The 22,213-nt window shown below is 71.8% G+C and carries 19 protein-coding genes; 11 read left to right on the plus strand and 8 right to left on the minus strand.

Annotation, left to right across the window (positions count from 1 at the left end; genetic code table 11):
- Nucleotides 1-3 precede the first annotated feature (3 nt).
- Genes AC5Y4Z_RS23790 through AC5Y4Z_RS23800 form a run of 3 tightly spaced genes read left to right on the plus strand, consistent with a single transcriptional unit; the run spans nucleotide 4 to nucleotide 4,102 of the window.
- The gene (locus AC5Y4Z_RS23790) at nucleotides 4-1,545 is read left to right on the plus strand and encodes a tyrosine-protein kinase domain-containing protein (RefSeq protein ID WP_499967370.1); all 1,542 of its coding nucleotides are present in this window, start codon (nucleotides 4-6) and stop codon (nucleotides 1,543-1,545) included.
- Nucleotides 1,542-3,002 carry an O-antigen ligase family protein gene (locus tag AC5Y4Z_RS23795; RefSeq protein WP_499967371.1) on the plus strand — a complete coding sequence of 487 codons (1,461 nt, stop codon included), beginning with the start codon at nucleotides 1,542-1,544 and terminating at the stop codon, nucleotides 3,000-3,002. The genes AC5Y4Z_RS23790 and AC5Y4Z_RS23795 overlap by 4 nt, the downstream gene beginning before the upstream one ends.
- Entirely contained in the window at nucleotides 2,999-4,102 is a 1,104-nt protein-coding gene (locus AC5Y4Z_RS23800) for a glycosyltransferase family 4 protein (protein ID WP_499967372.1), read from the plus strand. The genes AC5Y4Z_RS23795 and AC5Y4Z_RS23800 overlap by 4 nt, the downstream gene beginning before the upstream one ends.
- Here AC5Y4Z_RS23800 and AC5Y4Z_RS23805 read toward each other — a convergent pair.
- Both AC5Y4Z_RS23805 and AC5Y4Z_RS23810 read right to left on the minus strand, forming a co-directional pair.
- Nucleotides 4,085-5,770, minus strand: coding sequence for a hypothetical protein (locus AC5Y4Z_RS23805; RefSeq protein ID WP_499967373.1), 1,686 nt, complete (start codon nucleotides 5,768-5,770; stop codon nucleotides 4,085-4,087). The two genes, AC5Y4Z_RS23800 and AC5Y4Z_RS23805, sit on opposite strands and share 18 nt — an antisense overlap.
- Nucleotides 5,771-5,786: 16 nt before the next feature.
- Nucleotides 5,787-7,652, minus strand: a complete 1,866-nt coding sequence (locus AC5Y4Z_RS23810; RefSeq protein WP_499967374.1) for a putative bifunctional diguanylate cyclase/phosphodiesterase — start codon at nucleotides 7,650-7,652, stop codon at nucleotides 5,787-5,789.
- Nucleotides 7,653-7,841: 189 nt separating this feature from the next.
- Between AC5Y4Z_RS23810 and AC5Y4Z_RS23815 the strand changes: the two genes are divergently transcribed.
- The 5 genes from AC5Y4Z_RS23815 (at nucleotide 7,842) to AC5Y4Z_RS23835 (ending at nucleotide 13,237) form a co-directional block, all read left to right on the plus strand.
- Nucleotides 7,842-8,636 (plus strand): FkbM family methyltransferase, encoded by a 795-nt coding sequence (locus AC5Y4Z_RS23815; RefSeq protein ID WP_499967375.1) that lies wholly within the window; start codon nucleotides 7,842-7,844, stop codon nucleotides 8,634-8,636.
- A 97-nt stretch (nucleotides 8,637-8,733) separates the two neighbouring features.
- Nucleotides 8,734-9,921 (plus strand): NAD(P)/FAD-dependent oxidoreductase, encoded by a 1,188-nt coding sequence (locus AC5Y4Z_RS23820; RefSeq protein ID WP_499967376.1) that lies wholly within the window; start codon nucleotides 8,734-8,736, stop codon nucleotides 9,919-9,921.
- Nucleotides 9,918-10,823: an RNA polymerase sigma-70 factor gene (locus AC5Y4Z_RS23825; RefSeq protein ID WP_499967377.1), complete on the plus strand. Its 906-nt coding sequence runs from the start codon at nucleotides 9,918-9,920 to the stop codon at nucleotides 10,821-10,823. Before AC5Y4Z_RS23820 ends, AC5Y4Z_RS23825 begins: the two co-directional genes overlap by 4 nt.
- A 16-nt stretch (nucleotides 10,824-10,839) precedes the next feature.
- Complete coding sequence (locus AC5Y4Z_RS23830) at nucleotides 10,840-12,087, plus strand: aminodeoxychorismate synthase component I (RefSeq protein ID WP_499967378.1); 1,248 nt, start codon at nucleotides 10,840-10,842, stop codon at nucleotides 12,085-12,087.
- 112 nt (nucleotides 12,088-12,199) lie between these two features.
- The gene (locus tag AC5Y4Z_RS23835) at nucleotides 12,200-13,237 is read left to right on the plus strand and encodes a hypothetical protein (protein WP_499967379.1); all 1,038 of its coding nucleotides are present in this window, start codon (nucleotides 12,200-12,202) and stop codon (nucleotides 13,235-13,237) included.
- Nucleotide 13,238: 1 nt separating this feature from the next.
- Here the strand turns inward: AC5Y4Z_RS23835 and rsmI are convergent, their stop codons facing one another.
- Nucleotides 13,239-14,075: a 16S rRNA (cytidine(1402)-2'-O)-methyltransferase gene (gene rsmI / locus AC5Y4Z_RS23840; protein WP_499967380.1), complete on the minus strand. Its 837-nt coding sequence runs from the start codon at nucleotides 14,073-14,075 to the stop codon at nucleotides 13,239-13,241.
- 25 nt (nucleotides 14,076-14,100) lie between these two features.
- Between rsmI and AC5Y4Z_RS23845 the strand changes: the two genes are divergently transcribed.
- Nucleotides 14,101-15,654, plus strand: a complete 1,554-nt coding sequence (locus AC5Y4Z_RS23845) for a dolichyl-phosphate-mannose--protein mannosyltransferase (protein WP_499967381.1) — start codon at nucleotides 14,101-14,103, stop codon at nucleotides 15,652-15,654.
- A 109-nt stretch (nucleotides 15,655-15,763) separates the two neighbouring features.
- Nucleotides 15,764-16,606 (plus strand): type IV toxin-antitoxin system AbiEi family antitoxin, encoded by an 843-nt coding sequence (locus AC5Y4Z_RS23850; protein WP_499967382.1) that lies wholly within the window; start codon nucleotides 15,764-15,766, stop codon nucleotides 16,604-16,606.
- A 47-nt stretch (nucleotides 16,607-16,653) separates the two neighbouring features.
- On the opposite strand, the gene arcA is transcribed toward AC5Y4Z_RS23850, so the two are convergent.
- A complete protein-coding gene (gene arcA / locus AC5Y4Z_RS23855; RefSeq protein WP_499967383.1) occupies nucleotides 16,654-17,868 on the minus strand; it encodes an arginine deiminase in 1,215 nt (404 codons plus the stop codon).
- A 58-nt stretch (nucleotides 17,869-17,926) separates the two neighbouring features.
- On the opposite strand from arcA, the gene AC5Y4Z_RS23860 reads away from it, so the two are divergent.
- Complete coding sequence (locus AC5Y4Z_RS23860) at nucleotides 17,927-18,523, plus strand: alpha-ketoglutarate-dependent dioxygenase AlkB (protein ID WP_499967384.1); 597 nt, start codon at nucleotides 17,927-17,929, stop codon at nucleotides 18,521-18,523.
- A 4-nt stretch (nucleotides 18,524-18,527) separates the two neighbouring features.
- Here the strand turns inward: AC5Y4Z_RS23860 and AC5Y4Z_RS23865 are convergent, their stop codons facing one another.
- The 4 genes from AC5Y4Z_RS23865 to AC5Y4Z_RS23880 form a co-directional block, all read right to left on the minus strand.
- Nucleotides 18,528-19,184, minus strand: a complete 657-nt coding sequence (locus AC5Y4Z_RS23865; RefSeq protein ID WP_499967385.1) for a DUF5642 family protein — start codon at nucleotides 19,182-19,184, stop codon at nucleotides 18,528-18,530.
- Nucleotides 19,185-19,212: 28 nt separating this feature from the next.
- Entirely contained in the window at nucleotides 19,213-19,887 is a 675-nt protein-coding gene (locus tag AC5Y4Z_RS23870; RefSeq protein ID WP_499967386.1) for a DUF5642 family protein, read from the minus strand.
- Between the two features lie 6 nt (nucleotides 19,888-19,893).
- Entirely contained in the window at nucleotides 19,894-20,910 is a 1,017-nt protein-coding gene (gene pat / locus AC5Y4Z_RS23875; RefSeq protein WP_499967387.1) for an acetyltransferase Pat, read from the minus strand.
- A 68-nt stretch (nucleotides 20,911-20,978) separates the two neighbouring features.
- The gene (locus AC5Y4Z_RS23880; RefSeq protein ID WP_499967388.1) at nucleotides 20,979-22,100 is read right to left on the minus strand and encodes a M42 family metallopeptidase; all 1,122 of its coding nucleotides are present in this window, start codon (nucleotides 22,098-22,100) and stop codon (nucleotides 20,979-20,981) included.
- Nucleotides 22,101-22,213: the final 113 nt, after the last annotated feature.

Below are 22,213 nucleotides of genomic sequence, written 5' to 3' on the forward strand. Positions count from 1 at the left end.
TTCATGGATTTCCGCACGTTTGTCCGGACGCTGGTGGCGCACTGGAAGCTGTTCGCCGGCGCGCTGCTGGCCTGCCTGGCCGGGGCCGCGGCCGTCACCGCGTTCCAGACGAAGAGCTACCAGTCGGCGGCCACCGTCCTCATCTCGTTCTCCGGGGAGACCGACCTGGCCCAGGTGTACTCCGGAACGCAGGCCGTCCAGGAGCGGCTGTCGTCCTACGCGGCGATCGCCGGCGGGCACGCCGTGGCCGAGCGCGCGGTCAAACAGTTCCATCTGCCGGTCAGTGCGGACGTCCTGGCCGCCGAGACGCACGTGGACTTCACCGCCAAGTCGACGCTGTTCACCATCTCGGTCACCGACACCGACCCCAATCGCGCCGCGGCACTGGCGAAGGCGATGGCCGACACGTTCGCCGGGATGGTCGGCACCCTCGGCGTCACCCCGCGCGATCCGGTCGCGCTGGTGAGCAGCGGACCGCCCCTGGCGCCCCCGCCCCAGCCGCCCGCCCCGCAGGCGCCGCCGTCGCAGGACGCCGACGGCCAGCCCGCGACACAGCCCGGCGCCGAAACGCCCCCGCTGCCGGACCCGCAGGCCCCGCCGCTGGTCTCCCCCACCGGTCTGCCGCCGCAGCCGTCCCCGACTGTCCCGGTGGCCAGGGCCACGGTGATCGAGCAGCCGGGCGTCCCGGACAGCCCGATCAAGCCGGTGCCGGCGCGCAACATGGCCATGGGGCTGGCCGCCGGGCTGCTCCTGGGGACCGGGGTGGCGCTGACCCGTGAGGCCGCCGACCGCACCGTGCGCGACCGCGCCAAGCTGGAACGGCTCTCGGAATTGCCGACGCTGGCCGAACTGCCCGGAAAGCGCGGCACCGCACCGCGATTCGGCACCAACATCTCGTTCGACGACGCGGTCCGCGGCCTGCGCGCGCGGCTGCTGCGCGCGATGGAGCCGGGGACGCGCCGGGTCCTGCTGACGTCGCCGTTCGGCGGTGAGGGGACGACGACGACGGCGGTGAACCTGGCGCGGGCGTTCGCCGAGTCGGGCGAGGAGGCCCTGCTCGTCGAGGGCGACACCCGCCGCCCGGTGATCGCGGGGCTGCTCAAGGTCGACTCCGGTGAGGGGCTGGGCAACGCGCTGGCCGATCCCGACATCGCGACGGAAGCCGTTAAGCCGACGTCGATTCCGCGGCTCTTCGTGCTGGCGGCGCGCGCGGTGCGCCGCGACACGCTGCCCAGCAGCGCCTACCTGCCGGAGGTGCTCGACAAGGTGCTGCACGACGTGTCGGCCAGCTTCGACCGCACGGTGGTCGACGGTCCGCCGGTGCTGGCGACGGCCGACTCCGGCCTGCTGGCCGGGGCGGTGCAGGCCACGGTGCTGGTCGTGCGGGCCGGGCGCACCACCGAGGACGAGCTGCGCGACGCGTTGGTCGCGTTGCGCGCGGCGGGCGCCGACGTCGTCGGCACCGTGCTGACCGACGCTCGGATGCCGCGGCACGCCAGGGCGTCGGCCCGCACCTACCGGGCGAAGGTGGGCCGCTCGGCGTGATCCTGTACCTGCGCAGCCGGCACCGGCTGGCGATGTCGGGGGCCATCCTGACGGTATTCGCGTTGGGCTGCTTCGCCTTCGGCGTGCTGTCGGTGCGCAACACCACCCAGGGGGTGATGCTGATCGGGGCGACGTTCTCGGTGATCGTCTACTGGACCAAGCGTGAGGCCATGATCTGGCTCGGCCTCTTCTTGGCGTTCGCGTCGCTGCCCCAGGGCCTGCCGCCCGGCAAAGTCATTGGCCCGGTGGCGATCTACGGCCACCACGTGCCGCTGTTCCTCGCGATCTGCTATTTGATACCGCTGGTGCGGCCACGCCTCTCCGATTTCGCACTGCCGCTGATGTTCTCCGCGACGGTCGTCTACTTCGCCGCGGTCGGGTTCGCGACGGGACACAACCCGCGGTCGATCATCCACGAGGCGACGTTCCTGTTGGAGATGGTCGCCGGGTTCGTCCTCGCGGTGCTGATGGTCTACGGCGGCTACGTCAAGGGGGTCGTGCAGGCGATCGGCTTCACCCTGTGGATATCGGCGGGTCTGGCCGTGTTGTCTTCGCTGCACGTGATCCACCTGGCCGGCCGGGCGGAAAGCCTGGACGGGACGACGGGCGACGCCGCCATCCGGATCATCACCAACACCCTCACGCCGTCCATCGCCGTGCTCACCGTGCTCGTCGCGGCCGGCATCGTCGGCCGGGTCAGACCCCTGACGTTTTTCGTGTATGGCCCACCCGCCCTGATCATTTCGATGCTCGCGTTCTCCCGTAACACGCTGATCTGCGTGGGGGTGGCCGCGGTGGTGGCCTTCCTGGTCACCCTGAGCTGGTCGTCGCTGAGCCGCGCGGCCAGGCTGGTCATCGCCGGCGCGGTGATCCTGGCGGTGGCGGTGCCCGGTGCGATGTTTTTGCTGCAGCACTCGACGGCCGGCGAATGGCTCGGCCACCAGATCGCCGGGTTCACCCACCGCGTGCTGGGCGGGGTGTCCAAGCAGGCGCTCGCCGCCGACTCCTCGACGCTGGCCCGGCTGGCCGAGGACGCCAACCTCGACCGCGCGATCGCCCAGGCCCCGGTGTTCGGCCACGGCCTCGGCTATGCCTACCAGCAGCCGTTCGGCAACGACCCGGACGAGTTCACCAACACGCTGGGCACCACCTACGCGCACAACTTCTACCTGTGGTGGCTGGCCAAGGCCGGCGCGGCCGGCATGGCCGCGTTCGCGGCGTTCGCGCTCACGCCGCTGGCCCGGGCGTTGCGCAGCGTGTCGGCGCCGGCGAAGGTCGCCGCGGCGGTCAGCGTCGGGCTGTTGGTGATGTGCATCGTCGATCCGCTCCCCGAGGACCCGGCCAACTCGCTGACCCTGGGTATGGCGCTGGGCGCGGCGCTGGCGTACGCCCGACTTCCGCGGCAGTCCGGCGCGGAAGAGCAACCCGCGCCTCAGCTGGTCGGGTCGCCGCGGTGAGCGCCCAACGACTGCGGGTGCTGGTGGTGGGGCCGGCGCCCGCCGCCAACAACAGCCGCGGCGGCATGGCGACGGTGGCCGCATTGCTGGCCGCACACCCGGACGAACGCATCCGCGTCACGGCGGTGCCCACCTACGTGGACAGCGCGCGGTGGGTCAGGCTGCTGGTCGGCGTGCGCGGAATGCTGTGGGCCAGTTGGTTGCTGCTGCGCGGGCGCGCCGACGTGCTGCACGTGAACCTGGCCCACGGCGGCAGCGTGCTGCGCAAGGCGGCGCCGCTGTGGGCGGCGCGGCGGGCGGGCGTGCCTGCCGTGGTGCACGGGCACAGCTACGACTTCGGCGGCTGGTTCGACCGGCTCTCGCCGGCGGCGCGGAGCGCGGTGCGCCGCGCGCTCGTCGCCGATCACTGGCTGGTGCTCGGGGAGCGCCACGTCGAGGAGTACGCGAGCCGGCTGCGGCTGGATGACGATCGAATCAGCGTGCTGCACAACGCCGTCCGGATCCCGCCCGCCCCGGTGGGCCAGGCGGGCGTCGAGCGCGTGCATGCCGTGGCGCTGGGCCGGATGGGGGTCCGCAAGGGCAGCTACGACATCGTCTCGGCCGTGGCCGCGCTCGATCCGGCGATCCGCGCCCGGCTGCGCGTGACATTGGCCGGGGACGGCGACGCCGACGCGGTGCGCGCCGCGGTGGCGGCAGCCGGCCTCGCCGAGACGGTTCACGTGGCCGGCTGGCTGGACCCGGCCGCCCGCGACGAACTCCTCAGCGCCGCACACGTTTTCCTGCTGCCCAGCCACGAAGAGGGCCTGCCCATGGCGCTGCTGGAGGCCATGGCCTACGGGTTGGCGCCGGTGACCACGACGGTCGGTAGCATCGGCGAGGCCATCAGCGACGGGGTCACCGGCCTGGTGGTGCAGCCCGGCGCGCCGGAGCAGATCGCCGGCGCGCTCACCGCCCTGGTTACCGACGAGGGTCTGCGCACCCGGTTGGGCGCCGCCGCTCGCGACCGCGCCACCGACTTCGGGCTGACCCGCTGGTACGGGTCGCTGGCCGCGCTGTGGTCCGCCCACGCCAAGCGTGACAGGTCACTGACCGTTGGCTGACGGCGTCGTGGTGTCGCGCGGGATGTCCAGGGTCGCAATCGGATACAGCCCCGCGGGATCTCGGCCGTCGCGGGCCAGCGCCATCGGCGCGTAGTTCACCACGTGCGACGCGCCGGGCTTGTGCTGTTGCCAGTCCACCGACGCGCGCAGCGTGTAGTGTCCTGGCGCCAGGCCCGCCAGGTCGATGCGCACGGTCTCGGTCGACGACGCCGGGACGGCCTCCTCGCGGGAGGAGCTGGTGTCGTCGTGCACCAGCGTCTTGAGGTTGACCGTCGCGGGCAGGCTGCGCACCACCGTCCCGGAGAAGTCGACCAGTTTGTAGCCCGGCGCCCAGTGCTCGGTGGCGGCCGCCGAGCCGTAGTTGGTCCAGACGACGGAGATGGTCGCCACCTTGCCCTGTATCGATTGCGAGCCGGGCCGGGCCTCGACCGAATACCGGTAGCCCGCCGCGGTATTGGCCTGGGCCCACAGCAGAAACAGCTTCGGGTCCATCGCAGAATTGGAGTCGCGGTCGGCGAAGTTGGCGCTCGACGTCATCGACACGTGGTAGCGGACGACGTCGTGCAGACCCTTTTCGTAGTAGGACCGCGGGTCGGTGCCGCCGGGCAGCTCGCACCATTCGGTGATCACCGGCGCGGCGGCCATCCGCTGCTTGATCGCGTTGACGACGCCGTCGTTGGCCCGCACGTAGTGCGAGTCGTTGGTCTCCGCCCACGCCGGCAGGGGCGCCTGCACCCCGAGGCAGTCCGAGCGGATGCCCACCGGCGCGGACAGCTTGTTGGTCACGTCGTCGGCCAGCAACTCGCGCACGATCTCGGGATTCTGAGGCGTGACCACCAGTTGCGTGTGGGGAAACGCGGCGACGTTCGCGGCGACCAGCTGCCCGATGGACGCCTTGTTGATGCTTTGATCGCGAAACTGGCTGTAATACCCCAGCATCGCCTCGCTGTCGTCGGGTGACGGACCCGGCGCGTTCAGCGCGTCACGCAGGTACGCGACGTGGTTCTCGCTGAAGTCCCCATAGCCGGAGAACTCGAACACGCTCAGCCGCTCGTCGCCGTCGTAGCGGCGGCCCAGCGCGGCCAGCAGATCCCCGAACGCGTTGAGGTAGGCGGGGTTGTTCCAGTTGGGCACCACCTGCGTCACCCCGGGCGTCGGGCTGTTCGGCGGCGACGAATAGTCGGTGGTGGTGCCGGGAGCCGCGCGTACCCAGTCGGGCACGGCAAGGTTCGTGTTGTTCGGATACGAGGCGTTACAGCACGAGTTGTAGGCGTATACCCGCAGCATCAGCCGCATGTTGCGGGCGCCCAGCTTGGTCAGCGCGTCGTCGATCGCGCTGAAGTCGAACTTGCGGTCGTCGGGGGCGTCGGGCGGCAGGGTGTGCGGGTCGATGGGCTGCAGCTGTCGCCACGACAGGCGCAGGCCGGCGTCGTAGGAGGCGGGCCACGCCGGGTACCGCTGCTGCGCCGGATTGCCTTGCGGGAACAGCGGAACCAACAAGTCCTCGTACTGGCCGCGCAGCGGGTTCGGGATCTCCTGGACGGTGGCGGGGATGGCCGGAAAGACCATCGCCGACAGCGGGCCGGGGTTGGGGTGACCACCGCAGCCGTTCAGCAGCAGCGCCGTGCACGCGAGTACGGCGACAAGCGCCCTTTTGCCCTTTTTCATTGAACGCAACACCGGGCTAGATCGCACCTAACGACAGCGCCTCGCGGTCGGCGAGGAACGGCATCGGCATCCACCGCGCGGACAGCAACGCCTCCATCGCGTTGCCCGGCACCGGCCGCGACAGCAGGAACCCCTGCGCGCGGTGGCACCCGTGCTGCATCAAAGTCAGTGCGGCGGCGGGGGTTTCGACTCCCTCGGCGACCAGTTGCAGGCCGAAGGCCTCGGCCAGCCCGATGATGGCCCGGACGATGGCCAGGTCGCCGGCGTTGGTGCCCAGGTCGCGGACGAAGCCGGTGTCGATCTTGAGCATGTCCACCGGCAGCGACTTCAGGTGCGACAGCACCGCGTAGCCGGTGCCGAAGTCGTCGATGGCGATCTGGACGCCGACCTCCTTGAGCTCGGCCAGCGTCTTGCGGGTGGTTTCGATGTCGTGCACCACGGCGCGTTCGGTGATCTCCAGGCACACCGAGCCGCCGTCGATGCCGAACTCCTCGATGGTGTCGGCGACGCTGCGCACGAAGCCGCGGGTGATCAGCTGGATCGGCGACACGTTGATGCGCAGGATCGCGCTCTGCCCAACGCCATTGGCCCGCCATCGGCTGAATTCCGCGCAGGCGCTTCGCATCACCCAGCGGCCCAACTCCCCGGCGAGGTTGGTCGACTCGGCCACCCCGATGAACGAGTCCGGCAGCAGCAGCCCCCAGATCGGGTGCCGCCAGCGCACCAGCGCCTCCGCGGCCACGATGGCCCCGGTCCACAGGTCGACCTCCGGCAGGTAGTGCAGCAGCAGCGCCTCGCTGTCGATGTCGCCCTGCAGGTGCAGCTCGATGTCGTTGCGGAAGGCCGACTTCAGCGACATGTCATCGGTGGACAGCGCCACCTGGTTGCCGCCGCCGCGCTTGGCGGTCAACACGGCCTCGTCGGCCCGGCGCAGCAGGTCGGTGCTGTTGTCGCGCCCCGGCATGCCCACCGCAAGCCCGATGCTCACGGTGCGGGTGATCATGTGCCCGCCGATGGCCAGCCGCTCGCGCAGCATGGCCCCCAGGCGCCGCGCGAACGACTCCGCGGTCCCCGTCGACATCGGCGGGTCGGGGATGACGACGAACTCGTCGCCGCCCAGCCGGGCGATCATGCTCTGGCTGCCCGCGCACACCCGAATGCGTTGCGCGAACACCCGGATGAACCAGTCGCCCGCGGTGTGGCCGAGGTAGTCGTTGATCGGCTTGAGCCGGTCCAGGTCGAGGTACAACACCGCGACCGGACCGGGGCTTCCGGGCGCGAGCCGTTCGGCCAGGTGCGCCACCAACGCGCGCCGGTTGTACAGGCCGGTCAGGTCGTCGTGCTCGGCCAGATACCGCAGCTTTTCCTCGGCCGCGATCCGCGCCTGCAGCTGCGCGAACAGGGCGGCGACGGCCTCCAGCGTGTTGATCTCTTCTTGCTTCCACTTGCGGGCGCCGTTCTTGACGAAACCGAGGACGCCCGTGGTGATCTCGCCCGAGACCAGCGGCGCGGCGGCCACCGACGGCGACGTGGGCTGCTTGGCGCCCCCGAGGCGGCGCGGCAGCGCGCGGTTGTTCTGCTCCGGCCGGATCACGACCGGCTTGCGGCCGTGTTCGCACTGGGCCAGCACCGGGTCGGCGCTGGTGAAGTGGACGACGGCCAGCGGATCCGGGTCGGGAACGTCGGTGCGCGGCGGCCACTCGGCGACCAGCACCGAGGCGCGGATGTCGTGGTCGTGGTGGCGCAGGAAGCCGGCGTCGAGATCGAACTGCTCGACGAGCTGGGCGAGCACCCGTTCGCTGACCTTGGTCGCGGTCGATCCCGTGGCCTCCATCAGCTGGGTGGCCACGGAGGTGACGACGAGATCCAGGCTGCGAGGCAAGGACTCCTCCGAGGGGGCACAGGTCCAGCTGGGCGCGGCCTTGTCGGGGGCCCAATCAGGAAATTCGTCTTCCAGTTTGGTCGGTCGCATCCGGCCCGGGGCAGGTCGCGAATAGGCTGGAAGCGTATCATGTGCGACCCGGCTCAGCCCCGCTGGAACGGGACCCGACCAGGACGGAGAGCACCGCAGATGCCAGTCGCACGCTCGGCGAAACGCTGGCTCGCGCCGGCGGCAAAGACCTTGGCTCCCGGCCTGTTCTGGCGGCGCAAGTACGGCATCCTGCAGCGCCTCGGCGAATCGCGACCGGACGTGCAACTGGTCGCCTCGCTGTGCGATCCCGACCGCGTCTCACTGGACATCGGCGCCGACGTCGGCGAATTCACGATCGCGATGCTGGCGTCGTCGCGGTCGGTGATCGCGTTCGAACCGCGGCCGGCGCAGGCCCGCGACCTGGCGACGATGTTCGGCGCGGTCGGCGCCCCGGTGCGGGTGGAAGCCGTTGCGCTGTCGGACAAGCCCGGCGTGACGACCATGCGGGTGGTGGAATCCGACCCCGGCCGCAGCACCATCGACACCGACAACGCCCTGGGCGACGCCGGCGGCGGCGCGATCGCGAGCATCGACGTGCCGGTCAAGCGGCTCGACGATCTGGGGCTCGACGACGTGGGGCTGGTCAAGATCGACGTCGAGGGCCACGAATTGGCCGTATTGCGCGGTGCGACAGGCACACTCGCGCGCAACCGGCCGGCGGTCCTGGTCGAAGCCGAGGAGCGCCACCACCCCGACGCCGTCGCCGCGATCACCGAATTGCTGAGCGGGCTGGGCTACGAGGGCTACTTCGACGCCGGCGAGGGCCGCCGGCCCGTCGAGGAGTTCGACGCGGCCCGCCACCAAAACCCGGCGAACATCGGCGGCCGCGAGGACGGCTGGGCCGCCCACGGCGTCTACGTCAACAACTTCGTCTTCCTCCCCACGGGCGGCTGACCGCCGACGCGAGTGAGCCAGCTCACAGCGCCGGCCTGTCACGCCGGGCCGGCCTGCGGTGTCTCAAGGGCACGAGTCCCATGAGAGGAGACAGGAAATGACCGAACTGGCCGCCCCAAGAACCCATGTCGTCGTCGTCGGCGGCGGATACTCCGGAACGCTGGCCGCCAACCACCTGCGGCAGCTTGCCGACCTCGACGTCACCCTGGTCAACGCGCGCCCGGTCTTCGTCGAGCGGATCCGCCTGCACCAACTGGCCGCCGACACCGGCGCCGCGATCGCCGACTACGACACCCTGCTGGGCGACGAGATCGCGCTGGTCGTGGACACCGTCGAGCGCATCGACGCCGTCGACCGGCGGCTGGCGCTGTCCTCGGGCGGCGTACTGGACTACGACTACCTGGTCTACGCCGTCGGCAGCACCGGAGCGGTGCCGGACACGGTGCCCGGCGCCGCCGAGTACGCGCACTCGGTGGCCGACCTGGAAAGCGCGCAGCGGCTGCGCTACGCCCTGGCCGACCTGCCGCTGGCCATGCCCGTCACCGTCGTCGGCGGCGGGCTGACCGGCATCGAAACGGCTTCCGAGCTCGGCGAGCAGGGACGCCCGGTGACCCTGCTGTGCGGCGGCATCCTCGGCCCGTCGCTGAGCGACCGGGGCCGGCGCTCGGTCGGCAAACAACTGCGCAAGCTGGGCGTCAGCGTGCTGGAATCCGCGGCCGCGGCCGAGGTGCGCTGGGATTCGGTGGTGCTGGCCGACGGGTCCGTGCTGCCCAGCGCCGCGACGGTGTGGACGGCGGGTTTCGCCGTGCCGGACCTGGCCGCCCGCAGCGGGCTGAGCACCGACGCGCTGGGCCGGCTGCTCACCGACGAGACGCTGACCAGCGTCGACGACCAGCGCATCGTCGCCGCGGGCGACGCGGCCGCGCCGTCGGGCCGGCCGCTGCGGATGAGCTGCCAGGCCGCCGGGCCGTTGGGCGTCCAGGCCGCCAGGACCGTGCTCAGCCGCATCGGCGGGACCACACCCGCGCCGATCAACCAGGCCTTCACGGGCCAATGCATCAGCCTGGGCCGCTCCCGCGCCACCCTGCAGTTCGCCCGCGCCGACGACACCCCGGTGAACGTGGCCGTCGGCGGCCGGCTCACGGCGTCGGTCAAGGAGGCCGTCTGCAAGGCCACGCTGTGGGCCATCCGGCGCGAGGCGGCCAAGCCCGGCACCTACTTCTGGTTCAAGGGCGGCTCCCGGCCGGTGGAGCCGGCGGCCGACCCGCGGCCCGTGGCGCGATGACGGCCGCCGGCGGCGAGCACGCCGAACGGTTCACGCTGCTGCGGCCGCTGCTGTTCACCATCGCCTACGAGATCCTCGGCTCGGCGACCGAGGCCGACGACGTGCTGCAAGACAGCTACTTGCGGTGGGCGGCCGTGGACCTGTCGGCCGTGCGCGACACGAAGTCCTATCTGGCCCAGCTGGTCACCCGCCAGGCGCTCAACGCGCTGCGCGCCGACGCCCGCCGCCGCGAGGACTACGTGGGACCCTGGCTGCCCGAGCCGCTGCTGCTCGACGACCAGGACCCGTCGGCCGATGTCGTTCTGGCGGAATCGGTTTCGATGGCGATGCTGGTCCTGCTGGAGACGCTGAGCCCCGACGAGCGGGCGGTGTTCGTGCTGCGCGAGGTGTTCGGCTTCGACTACGGCGAGATCGCCGCGGCGGTCGGCAAACCGGCGCCCACCGTGCGCCAGGTCGCGCACCGCGCCCGCGAACACGTGCGGGCGCGGCGCAAGCGCTTCGACACGGTCGACCCCGAGCGCAACGCCGAGATCACCGCGCAGTTCCTGGCCGCCGCGGCCGGCGGTGACGTCGAAACGCTGATGACGATGCTCGCGCCGGACGCCACCTGGACGGCCGACAGCGGCGGCATCGTCAGCGCCGCCCGCCGTCCCGTGGTCGGCGCCGAGCGGGTGGCCCGCGCGATCGCCGGGCTGGTCCGCCGGGCCTCGGAAATGGCCCCGTTCCGGGTGGACACGGTCACGTGCAACAGCGCCCCGGCGGTGCTGCTCTACCTCGGCGAACAGCTCGAGGGGGTGATCACGCTGGAGATCGTCGAAGGCAAGATCACCAACTTCTACGTGATGCGCAACCCGCGCAAGCTGGCGGCGCTGGCCACCGCCCGCGACATCAGCCGCGGGTGAGCGGCAGACTAGGGCGGTGCGAACCGAGCGGCTTGGCGACCTGGGCGCCGCGCCCGGGGTGCTGCGCGCCGTCGGCGACGCCGCCGCCGGGCTCGGGCTGCCGCCGCCCGCCGCGCTGACCGGCGACTGGTTCGGCTCGCTGGCGGTGATCGCGCCCAGCCTGTCGGCGCGGCCGGCCGACGCCGCCGACGCGTTCGCGGTCCGCCAGGCCCCCCGGGATTCGGAGGCGGTGGGCGGCGGCTGGCTCGGTTACCTGTCCTACCCCGATCCCGGCGCCGGCGGGCTGCCCAACCGGATTCCCGCGGCCGCGGGCGGCTGGACCGACTGCGTGCTGCGCCGCGACCGCGGCGGGCAGTGGTGGTACGAAAGCCTCTCCGGCGCCGCGATGCCCGGCTGGCTGAGCGGCGCGTTGGCGGCCGGGGCGTCGCCGCCGCGAGAATGCCGCATCGACTGGGGCGCCGCCGACCGGGCCGCGCACCGCGGCGGGGTCCTGGCCTGCCTGGAGGCGATCCGCGCCGGCGAGGTCTATCAGGCCTGCGTGTGCACCCAATTCACCGGAACGGTCCACGGCGCGCCGCTGGACTTCTTCATCGACGGCGTCGACCGCACCGCCCCGGCCCGGGCCGCCTATCTGGCGGGGCCGTGGGGGGCGGTGGCGTCGCTGTCCCCGGAGCTGTTCCTGCGCCGGCGCGGGGCGGTGGTGACCTCCAGCCCGATCAAGGGCACCCTGCCGCTGGACGCCTGGCCGTCGGCGCTGCGCGCGTCGACCAAGGACGTCGCCGAAAACATCATGATCGTGGACCTGGTGCGCAACGACCTGGGCCGGGTCGCGGTGGTGGGCAGCGTCACCGTGCCCGAGCTGTTGGTCGTGCGTCGCGCGCCCGGCGTGTGGCACCTGGTATCCACGGTCTCGGCGCGGGTGCCCCCCGAACTCCCGACGGCGGCGCTGCTGGACGCCGCCTTCCCTCCGGCCTCGGTCACCGGCACCCCCAAACACCGTGCGCGGCAGCTCATTTCGCAATGGGAATACAACAGCCGTGGAATTTACTGCGGCACAGTCGGTTTGGCCTCCCCGATCGCCGGGTGCGAACTGAACGTCGCGATCCGCACCGTCGAGTTCGGCGCCGACGGCGGCGCCGTGCTGGGGGTCGGCGGCGGGATCACCGCCGATTCCGATCCCGACGCCGAATGGCAGGAGTGCCTGGACAAGGCCGCCCCGATCGTGGGGGTGCCGCCGGTGGCCGCGGCGGCGCCGGTCGGCTAGCGGGCGGCCGGTCGATGAATTTCGGCTAACCCCCCGCGCCGGGCGCCGCGGCCGCCTAAGCTTCAGGGATTGACCGCGCCGGCACGCGAGTCGACAGCCAGAGGGGGCCGTCATGAGAATCGCCGTTTTGGGCGCCGCGGCGTCCGCCTTCGTGGGCGGAACGCTGGCGGTTACGCCGCTGACCTCGGTCAGCACGCCCATTCCCGCCACGGGAACGTGCGGCAAGGGCGTCGTCTGCGAGAAGGTGGCGTCGGTCATCATGCCCGAGGCGCCCGCCCCGTCGGGTCCGGCGCAGGGGTCGCCCGCCGCGCAGGCGGGCGGGCCGGCCACCCCGTTCTCCGAGGCCGCCAACGTCGTGGCGCCGCCCGCGCCGCCCGGGGCCGGCGGTGGGCCCGCGGCCGCCGCCGCGGTGCCCGGGATCGGCGGCTCGCCGGGGGCCGGCATCGGCGGCGCACCCGGCGCCGGCGTGCCGGGCGTCGGCCTGCCCGGCGGCATCCCGACCGACCTGGGCGGCCTGCCCGACCCCGCCCTCGTGCTGCCCGCGCTGGCCGGCCTGCCGGCCGCGGCGGCCATACCCAACAACGCGGCGGTGGCCCTGTCCGTCGTGCAGGGCGTCGTGGGCGTGGGCGGAAGCGTGGTGGGCATCGGAACCGGCGCGGTGGCCACGCTGAGCACCGCCGCCATCGCGCTCGTCTACCTCAAGAACGCGGGCCTGCTGCCCAGCAACTTCACGCTGGGCCTGCCCGCCATCCCGGGATTTAGTGTCCCGGCCGCCGCGGCGGCCATCCCGGGCGCGGCGGCGGCCATCCCGGCGGTGGCGGCGGCCGCCTCGCACGTGGCCCTGCCGGCCCTGCCCGCGTTGCCCGCCGGCCTGCCCGCGTTGCCCGCCGGCCTGCCGGCCGCACCCGCCCTGCCCCCGCTTCCGGCCGCACCGGCGCTGCCCCCGCTGCCGGCGGCGCCGCCCGCCCTGCCGGCGCTGCCCGCGCTGCCCGCGGCCCCGCCGGCCCTTCCGGCGTTGCCGGCGCTCCCCCCGCTCCCGGCGGCGCCGCCCGCCCTGCCGGCGCCGCCCCCGCTGCCCGGTCCGCCGGCGATCGGGCTCCCGCGGCTGTGCACGCCGGGATTCGGTCCCATCGGGATCTGCTCGGGCTGACTCACTCGCGGCGTAGCCGCAACACCTCGTCGTAGAGCTGGCGCGTGCGCACGTCCGGATGCGCCGCGGCCACCTCGCTGCAGGCGTCCTTGACGCGGACCCCGCCGGCGACCAGCTTCTCCACCTCGGCCACCAGAGCGGGCAGGTCGGCGCGCGGCGTCGCGCCGGCCAACACGACGGTGACCTCGCCGAGCACCCCGTCGTCCGCCCACGTCGCCAACTCGTCGAGCGAGCCGCGCACCACCTCCTCGTGCACCTTGGTCAGCTCCCGGCACACCACGGCCCGGCGGGCGCCGCCGAGCTCCTCCGCGGCGTCGCGCAGGCACGCCGCCAACCGCCGCGGCGACTCGAAGAACACACAGGTGCGCCGCTCGTCGGCCAGCGACGCCAGCCACGTGCGGCGCGCGGCCTTGCGGCGCGGGGCAAAACCCTCGAAGCAGAACCGCTCCGACGGCAGGCCGGACACGGCCAGCGCCGTCGTCACCGCCGACGGCCCGGGCAGGCACGTCACCGGAATCCCCGCCTCCACGCAGGCGGTCACCAGCCGGTAGCCGGGGTCGCTGATCAGCGGCATGCCGGCGTCGCTGACCACCAGCACCGTCGCGCCCGCCTTGATCGCGTCGAGCAGCGCGGGCGCCCGCGCGGCCTCGACCCGGTCGTAGAGGCTGACCACCCGGCCGGTGATCGCCACCTCGAGCGCCTTGGCCAAAGTTCGCACCCGGCGGGTGTCCTCGGCGGCCACAACGTCGGCGCGGGCCAGCGCGTCGATCAGGCGTGGCGAGGCATCCGACGGCTGGCCCAGCGGGGTCGCGCCCAGCAATAGGCGCCCGGAGGTCATGTGCGACAGCCTACGATCGACACCGATGTCCGCCCCGCCCAAAGAAACCTCCGTGACGGTGGAGCGCGTCGTTCCCGTCGTCAGCCCGGGGCCGCTGGTTCCGGTCGCCGACTTCGGGCCCACCGACCACATCCGCGGCTGGGTGGTCACCGGCGTGATCGCCGTGCTGGCGGCGGTGACCCGGTTTCTCAACCTGGGCTCGCCCACCGATGCGGGCACCCCGGTGTTCGACGAGAAGCACTACGCGCCGCAGGCCTGGCAGGTGCTGCACAACCACGGCGTGGAGGACAACCCGGGGTTCGGCCTGGTCGTGCACCCGCCGGTCGGCAAGCAGCTGATCGCGATCGGCGAGGCGCTCTTCGGCTACAACGGGGTGGGCTGGCGGTTCACCGGCGCGCTGCTCGGCGTGGTGATGGTGGCGCTGGTGATGCGGATCGTGCGGCGGATCAGCCGCTCGACGCTGGTCGGCGCGATCGCCGGGGTGCTGGTCATCTGCGACGGCGTCAGCTTCGTCACCGCGCGCACCGCGTTGCTCGACGGCCTGCTGACCTTCTTCGTGGTCGCGGCGTTCGGCGCGCTGATCGTGGACCGCGACCAGGTCCGCCAGCGCATGCACGTCGCGCTGCTGGAGGGCCGCAGCGCCGAAACCCCCTGGGGCCCGCGGCTGGGGGTGCGCTGGTGGCGGTTCGGGGCCGGGGTGTCGCTCGGATTGGCTTGCGGCACAAAGTGGTCCGGCCTGTACTTCGTGCTGTTCTTCGGCGCGATGTCGTTGGCGTTCGACGTGGCCGCCCGGCGCCAGTACCAGGTGCCCAGCCCGTGGCGGGGGGTGTGCGGGCGCGATTTGATCCCCACGGCCTACGCGCTGGTGGTCGTCCCGGTCGCGGTGTACCTGGCCAGCTACGCGCCGTGGTTCGCCTCGGAGACCGCGATCGACCGCCACGAGGTCGGGCAGTCGATCGGTCCGCACTCGGTGGTGCCGCTGCCCGACGCCATCCGCTCGCTGTGGCACTACAGCGCCAAGGCTTTCCAGTTCCACGCGGGGCTGACGAACTCCGCCGGCAACTACCACCCGTGGGAGTCCAAGCCGTGGAGCTGGCCGATGTCGTTGCGCCCGGTGCTGTATGCCATCGACCAGCAGAACGTGCCCGGTTGCGGCCCGCAGTCGTGCGTCAAGGCCGAGATGCTGGTGGGCACTCCGGCGATGTGGTGGCTGGCGGTGCCGGTGCTGGTCTACGCGCTGTGGCGGACGCTGGTCCGCCGCGACTGGCGCTACGCGGTGGTCCTGGTGGGCTATTGCGCGGGGTGGCTACCCTGGTTCGCCGACATCGACCGGCAGATGTACTTCTTCTACGCGGCGACGATGGCGCCGTTTTTGGCGATGGCCCTCGCGCTGATCTGCGGTGACGTTCTCTACGCGCGGCGCCAGAACCCCGAGCGGCGCACGCTGGGGCTGATCGCGGTGAGCTGCTACGTCGCGTTGGTGGTGACCAACTTCGCCTGGCTGTTCCCGGTGCTCACGGGGCTGCCGATTTCCCAGCAGACGTGGAACATGGAGATCTGGCTGCCCAGCTGGCGGTGATTTCCTCCGCGTTGCGCCGAGATTGCCGTGGCGGCTGTGGATCCACCCCCATCCACAACCCTGGCCGCAACCTCGGCGAATTGTCGGGGCGTGCGACCAGGATGTGCGCGTGGCCAGGGTCATTCTGGGGAGCGAGACGATGGCGCGGGGCGCGCTTACCCGCGGCCAGCTGCGTTGGAACTACCGAAGACTCCATCACGACGTGTACCTACCGAGGAACGCGGATAGGTCGCTGCGAACCGACACCTACGCGGCGTGGTTGTGGTCAGGTCGTCGAGGAATCATCGCGGGCCGCGCCGCCGCCGCGCTGCACGGCGCCAGATGGGTCGACGATTTCACCCCGATCGAGATCGTCGGACCGTTCAACCACCCGCCCCCCGGCCTCATCGTTCGCCGAGAACAAATCGGCGCAGACGAGGTCACGCAAATTGCCGGGCTAACTGTGACCAATCCGACCCGAACGGCGTTCGATCTCGCGCGACATCTCCCGCGCGGTGTCGCGGTCGCCAATCTCGACGCGCTGTCAGCAGCGACCGGTGTCACCGCCGCGGAGGTGATGCCGCTGATCGACCGCCACAAGGGCGCACGGGGCGTGCGCCGATGCCAAGCCGCGCTGTCGCTGATGGACTGCGGGGCTCAGTCGCCGAAAGAAAGCTGGTTGCGGCTCGTTCTCATCGACGCCGGCTTGCCGCGGCCTACCACGCAGATCCGTGTCACCGACGGCCAACTCGTGGCCTACCTCGACATGGGATGGGAAGGACCGATGGTCGCCCTCGAATATGACGGCGACCAGCATCGGACCGATCGGCGGCAGTATGTGCGCGACATCCGGCGAGCCGAGATGGCCCATCGCCTTGGCTGGCAGGTGATCAAGGTGATCAACGAGGACCGGCCGAATGTCGTCGTTCAACGGGCGCGCGAGGCTCTGGCCCGCGCACCGAAATTGCCGTGACGGCTGTGATTAGGCCCCCGGCCACAACCACGACGGCAATCTCGGCGCTAAAAAAGAGCGTCGCGGGCGACCGGACACGACATGCACCGCGGGCCGCCGCGGCCGGTGCCCAGCTCGGACCCCGCGATCGTCAGCACCTCGATGCCCGCGTCGGCCAGCCGCGCGTTGGTCTGCACGTTGCGCTCATAGGCGACCACCACGCCGGGGGCGAGGGCCAGGGTGTTGTTGCCGTCGTCCCACTGCTCGCGCTCGGCGACGAGCGGGTCCAGCCCGGTGTCGATGACCCGCAGCTTGTCGATGCCCATCGCCCTGGCGGCGGCCTCCAGAAACGGCGCCTCGTCGCCGATGACGACGCCGCCGGGGGTGCGCTGGATGGTGAACGCTGAGAGCGCGTCGACGATGTTGGCGTACATCACCACGGTGTCGGTGTCGACCATCGTGCACACGGTGTCCAGGTGCATCTGCGCACGGCGCTGGGCGATCGGCACCGCGAGCACCGTGGTCGCCAGGTTGTCCTCGAACAGGCTGCGCGCCAACGCTTCCGCGCCGGCCGGGGTGGTCCGCTCCCCGACCCCGACGGCGACGACGCCGGGGGCGAGCAACAGCACGTCGCCGCCCTCGACGGGCGCGGTGCGCGACTCGTAGGCGCGCCGCACCCCCGTGAACCGGGGGTGATGGGCGTAGATGAGGTCGGTCAGGGACGCCTCGCGGACCCGGGCGCGCAGCGCCAGGGTGGGGATCACCACCCGCGGCCCGATCCAGATCGACGAGTCCCGGGTGAACACCAGGTTGGGCAGCGGCTCGATGACGAAGTCCGCGCCGTGGTGCATCCGCAGCACCAGCGAGACGTCGGTGCGGGTGTCCGGCGGCAGCTCGTTGAACGTCATGCCGGCCATCAGCACGTCGGCCAACTTGACCGGGTCCAGCGCCCGCAGGTAGGCCGAAAGCTCTTGCGCCAGCGGCGTTCCGAGCCGGCGCGCGTCCACCGCGGCGGCGACGCCCTGCATCCGGGCGGCGCCGCTGTGCGACAGCGCCTCGGTCAGCAGGTCGGACAGCAGCAGCACCTCGACGCCGCGCGAGCGCAGCAGCCCGGCGAACCGGTCGTGCTCCTCCTGGGCGCGCGCCACCCACGGCACCGCGTCGAACAGCAGCTGGTCGTTGTTGCGCGGGTTGAGCCGGCGCAGCTCCGGGCCCGGTCGGTGCAGGATGACGACGCGCAGCGCGCCCACCTCGGAATTGGTGCCCAGCTCGACGACGCCCACGCTGAAAACGGTAGCCGGTCGGACCCGCATCGAACGGATGTGCGATAAACTGTGGTGCGTGGGGACCGCCGTTCAAGGCTCGCTTTTCGAGGCCACCGAGCGCAGGCAGCTCGGCGACGGCGCCTTCATCGAGATCCGCGCCGCCTGGCTGACCGGGGTCGACGACCTGCTCGACGAGCTGCTGGCGACGGTGCCGTGGCGCGCCGAACGCCGCCACATGTACGACCGGGTGGTCGACGTGCCGCGGCTGGTCAGCTTCCACGACCTGGCGATCGAGGAACCGCCCCACCCGATGCTGGGGCGGCTGCGGCGCCGGCTCAACGACATCTACGCCGGCGAGCTCGGCGAGCCCTTCACCACCGTGGGGTTGTGCTGCTACCGCGACGGCTCCGACAGCGTCGCCTGGCACGGCGACACGATCGGGCGCAGCAGCTCGCAGGACACCATGGTGGCGATCGTCAGCCTCGGCGCCACCCGCACTTTCGCGATGCGGCGGCGCGGGGGCGGCCCGTCGCTGCGGCTGCCGCAGGCCCACGGCGACCTGCTGGTGATGGGCGGGTCCTGCCAGCGCACCTGGGAGCACGCGGTGCCCAAGACGTCGGCGCCCACCGGGCCGCGGGTCAGCATACAGTTCCGCCCGCGCGACGTGCGTTGACGGCCTAGCCGCGGACCGCGCCCACCGCCTTGACGAGCAGGTCGCGGGCGCGCTGGGTGTCGATCTTGGCCACCGGCTGGTCCGGAATGACCAGCGGGTTGGCGATGACGATCACCTGGTAGTCGCCGAACTGGGCCGAATAGTCGTACAGCTCGCCGGTGCGCGCTCCGCCGGCGACCACCGCCTGCAGGACGCGGTGCACGCCGGTGGTGTGGGTCCCGTCGATGTGCGGCGCGTCGATCACCTCGATGCCGCCGCGCACCCCGGCCCCGGCGAACGCGACCTTGGCGCAGTCCTTCCCGGGGTCGTTGAGCGGCAATGCCTTTGAGGTCTCCACGGCGATGACCACGAACCGGTTTCCGTTGCCCTCGGCGGAAACGGCGGCCATGTTGCCCTGCAAGTCGGGCGGCATGTCCGGTCCCACGGCCACTTTCGCGCAGTTGGCCGGGTCGAACGCCAGCCCGTCGGGCAGCTTGCGGGCCGAGAGCAGCTTGGGGTCGATGCCGCGCTCGGAGATGTCGGTGACGTGATAGTCGGGGGGAAAGCTAGACCTCACGTCGGCGACCTTGCCGATGTCGGCCTTGTCCGCGGCGGGAGCGCCGCCCGACGAGCAGCCGGCCAGCGCGCACACGGATGCGGCCGCGAGCAACACCTTCAACATCGTGGCCAATCTACCCAACGCGGGGCGCTCAACTGCGCAACGTGGACACCGTTTTGACGAGCAGATCGGCCGCGAATTGCGGCGGCAGGCCGGGCAGCGCCGATCCGGGGTCCGTCGTCAGCGTCGTAAACGCGTAGTAATTGCCGAGATACGCGACGAAGGTGTATGCGCGCGAATCGATTTCGGTGCCCGACTCCACCGACGACTTGGTGTCGGCCACCATGCCCACGGTCGGCGCGCCGTCGATGGGTGGCGCGTCGACGAGGCGGACGTCGGCCGTGGAGTGCCCGCCGCTCATGGTCCAGCGGTTGCACGCCGCCACGACGCCCGGGTCGAGCTCGGCCGGCCCCGGCAAAGCGACCACCACCGCGTCGACGATGCCGCCGGCGCCCGAGGCGGAGAAGCCCTGCGCGCCTTGGTCACGCCCGTCGCCCGGGTCGGCGAGGTCCGCGCACCGCGGCGGCTTGGCGCCGGCGTCGGCCCCGAGGCTCCAGATCACCCGCGGCGAGGCCCCACGGGGGATGCCGGTGGTCACCTCGTAGTGGGGCGGCAGCTCGCGAACCACCCGCTTGATGTTGGCCGGGTTGACGGCGGTGTTGTTGGCCGGCGGCGGCTTCGCCGGCGCGGCCGACGGGGCGGGGGCGTGCGCATGCGCGCACGCCGCCAGCAGCACCGCCGGAACGCCAATCCATAACGGCCGCATGCCCGTTCAGCCGACCGCTTCGATCACCTGGCGGGCGACGCGCTTGATCTGGTCGGCCATGTGGCGCCCGAAGCTCAGCCGGTGGGGCACGTCGATGACGGTGGTGATGACGCCGACGTCCTCGCGCTGCCACACCGCGCCGTAGTGGTCCATGATCGCGCGCATCGGCACGTTGTCGGAAAGCATTCGTGCGGAGAATCTTTCGATCCCGTTTAGCCCGGCGGCGACGGACAGCGCGCTGATCAAAAAGCTCCCGATCCCCCGGCCCTGATAGGCGTCGGCCACGGTGAACGCGATCTCGGCGACCGTCGGGTCGTTCTCGTCGCGGACGAAGCGGGCGTCGGCCACCGGGTCGCTCCCGTCGGTCACCACCCAGACGAAGTGATCGACGTAGTCCACCTCCGACAGGTAGTGCATCAGCGCCGGAGTCGGCAGGCGGGCCGTCATGAACCGCCGGTACAGCGTGTCGCTGGAGAAGTGGATGTGGCCGTGGATGGTTCGCTCGTCGTCGCCGGGCAGCACCGGGCGCAACAACAGCAGGGTTCCGTCGCGGACCCGTATCGGGATCGGCGTGACGAAGGCGGCCAGGCGCTGGCGCACCGTGCGCAGCAGCCGCGGCATGATCTCGGGGATGTGCAGCAGCCGAGTGAAGGCGTCGTTGTCGCCGATCCATCCGGTCAGCGGTTCGGCGGTGACAACGGTCGCGGTCCGCGGGATGTCGCGCAGCAGGGCGATCTCGCCGATCAGCATGCCCGGGGTCGCCCGCTCGATGATCTCCACGCCGTCGTCGCCGACGTGCTTGACCTCGGCGGTGCCCGAGGAGATCAGCAGGAAGGACACGGCGCGTTCGCCTTGGCGCATCAGCACCCGGCCGGCCGCGGCGCGCAGCGGTTGCAGGCGCGCCGCCAGCGCGACGAGGTCGGCGGCGGGGCAGCCTTCGAAGATGTCCATCGTCGCGAGCTCCTCGGCCCGCGCTCCGGTCAGTTCGGCCACTGCGATGTCCCCGCCGATCTGTGTTGCCATCTTCTGCGCCAAGGTCGGACTTGCCCAGGCTATGGGGTCCGTTCGACGAGGGGCAAGGACGAGCGAGTTCAGTTCGCGTCGTCGGGCGACACCACGAAGTCGACGATGATCGTGGCCATCGCGTCGATCGCGCCGCGGGACATGACCTCGTAGCCGTGGGTGCTCAGCGTCGGCAGGCACAGCAGGCCCGCGCGTGGCGTCAGCCCGTTGGCCTTGGAGTGCGAGGCGTCGGACATGAATGCACCCAGCACGGCCGCCTGGGGCTCGAGCGCGCGGTCCGTGGCGATCCGCATGAGCCGGTCGGCGACGTCCTTGTCGTAGTCACACATCGCGTCCTTGTAGCCGACGATGGGGCCACCGGTGACGGTCGTCCCGTATTCCTGCTCGGTGGGCCCGACCTCCAGGGCGAGGGTGAGCGTGCCGGGCAGGCTGGCGCTGGCGTACGAGCCGCCCACCCCGCCGATTTCCTCGTTGGTGGTGAAGACCAGGTAGGCGTCCTCGGCGGGCCGTTTCCCGCCGTCGCGCAGCCGGCGGGCGGCCTGTAGCAGCGCGGTCACCGCCGCGCGGTCGTCGAGGAAGTAGCAGCCGACGTAGTCCCCGATCTCGACCAGCGTCCGCTTGCTGCGTTCGACGCACACCCGCGTCCCGGCGTGCACGCCCGCGGCCTGCAGCTCCTCGGGGGTGCGCCCGGTGAAGACGTAGACGTGGTGCCAATCCAGCGATCGGTCGCCCTTGTCGGGCTTGGTCTCGTAAATCCGCGGGCTCTCCTTGGTGGTGTGTTCGGAGCCGAGCGTGAGCACCGCGGTCAGCGTCTCCTGGTCGCCCAGCACGGCGACGGGACCGAGCCCGAAGTTGCCCGGGTACATCGTCCCCAGTTGTGTCAGGTGCAGCGAGCCGTCGGACTCGATCCGCTTGACGAGCATGGACAGTTCGTCCATGTGCGCCATGATCCGCGTCGCGCGGCTGGGACCGGCCGTCGCCGCCGACCGGTGGCGGTCGTCGGGCGGCACCTCGCCGTCGGCCGCGATGAAGCCGATCAGGTTGCCGGCGTCGTCGGTCCACATGTCGTCGACGACGGGTTCCAGCTCGCGGGCGCACACCGCGCGGACCTCGTCCTCCTGACCGCCCGGCCCGTAGGTCCACAGCAGTTCTTTCAAGAGTTCCTCGGTGAAGTCGTTGCGCTGTGCCATCTCGTCCTTTCACACGGGCGCAGCGCACGCGCCGGCAGCCCTCGGGTCGACAACTGCATCCATACCCAAATCGGGCATCGGCAACCGCCGAATAGTCGCCTGCGGGTCCTTCA

This window comes from Mycobacterium sp. NGS63, assembly GCF_059812295.1.

What these genes read in the sequence shown, in the direction of transcription:
- AC5Y4Z_RS23790 (WP_499967370.1), top strand. Translation starts at nt 4, where the DNA reads ATGGATTTCCGCACGTTTGTCCGGACGCTGGTGGCGCACTGGAAGCTG.
- pat (WP_499967387.1), bottom strand. Translation starts at nt 20,910, where the DNA reads ATGGCAACACAGATCGGCGGGGACATCGCAGTGGCCGAACTGACCGGA.
- AC5Y4Z_RS23805 (WP_499967373.1), bottom strand. Translation starts at nt 5,770, where the DNA reads ATGAAAAAGGGCAAAAGGGCGCTTGTCGCCGTACTCGCGTGCACGGCG.
- AC5Y4Z_RS23820 (WP_499967376.1), top strand. Translation starts at nt 8,734, where the DNA reads ATGACCGAACTGGCCGCCCCAAGAACCCATGTCGTCGTCGTCGGCGGC.
- AC5Y4Z_RS23865 (WP_499967385.1), bottom strand. Translation starts at nt 19,184, where the DNA reads ATGTTGAAGGTGTTGCTCGCGGCCGCATCCGTGTGCGCGCTGGCCGGC.
- rsmI (WP_499967380.1), bottom strand. Translation starts at nt 14,075, where the DNA reads ATGACCTCCGGGCGCCTATTGCTGGGCGCGACCCCGCTGGGCCAGCCG.
- AC5Y4Z_RS23835 (WP_499967379.1), top strand. Translation starts at nt 12,200, where the DNA reads ATGAGAATCGCCGTTTTGGGCGCCGCGGCGTCCGCCTTCGTGGGCGGA.
- AC5Y4Z_RS23870 (WP_499967386.1), bottom strand. Translation starts at nt 19,887, where the DNA reads ATGCGGCCGTTATGGATTGGCGTTCCGGCGGTGCTGCTGGCGGCGTGC.
- AC5Y4Z_RS23845 (WP_499967381.1), top strand. Translation starts at nt 14,101, where the DNA reads ATGTCCGCCCCGCCCAAAGAAACCTCCGTGACGGTGGAGCGCGTCGTT.
- AC5Y4Z_RS23815 (WP_499967375.1), top strand. Translation starts at nt 7,842, where the DNA reads ATGCCAGTCGCACGCTCGGCGAAACGCTGGCTCGCGCCGGCGGCAAAG.
- AC5Y4Z_RS23880 (WP_499967388.1), bottom strand. Translation starts at nt 22,100, where the DNA reads ATGGCACAGCGCAACGACTTCACCGAGGAACTCTTGAAAGAACTGCTG.
- AC5Y4Z_RS23825 (WP_499967377.1), top strand. Translation starts at nt 9,918, where the DNA reads ATGACGGCCGCCGGCGGCGAGCACGCCGAACGGTTCACGCTGCTGCGG.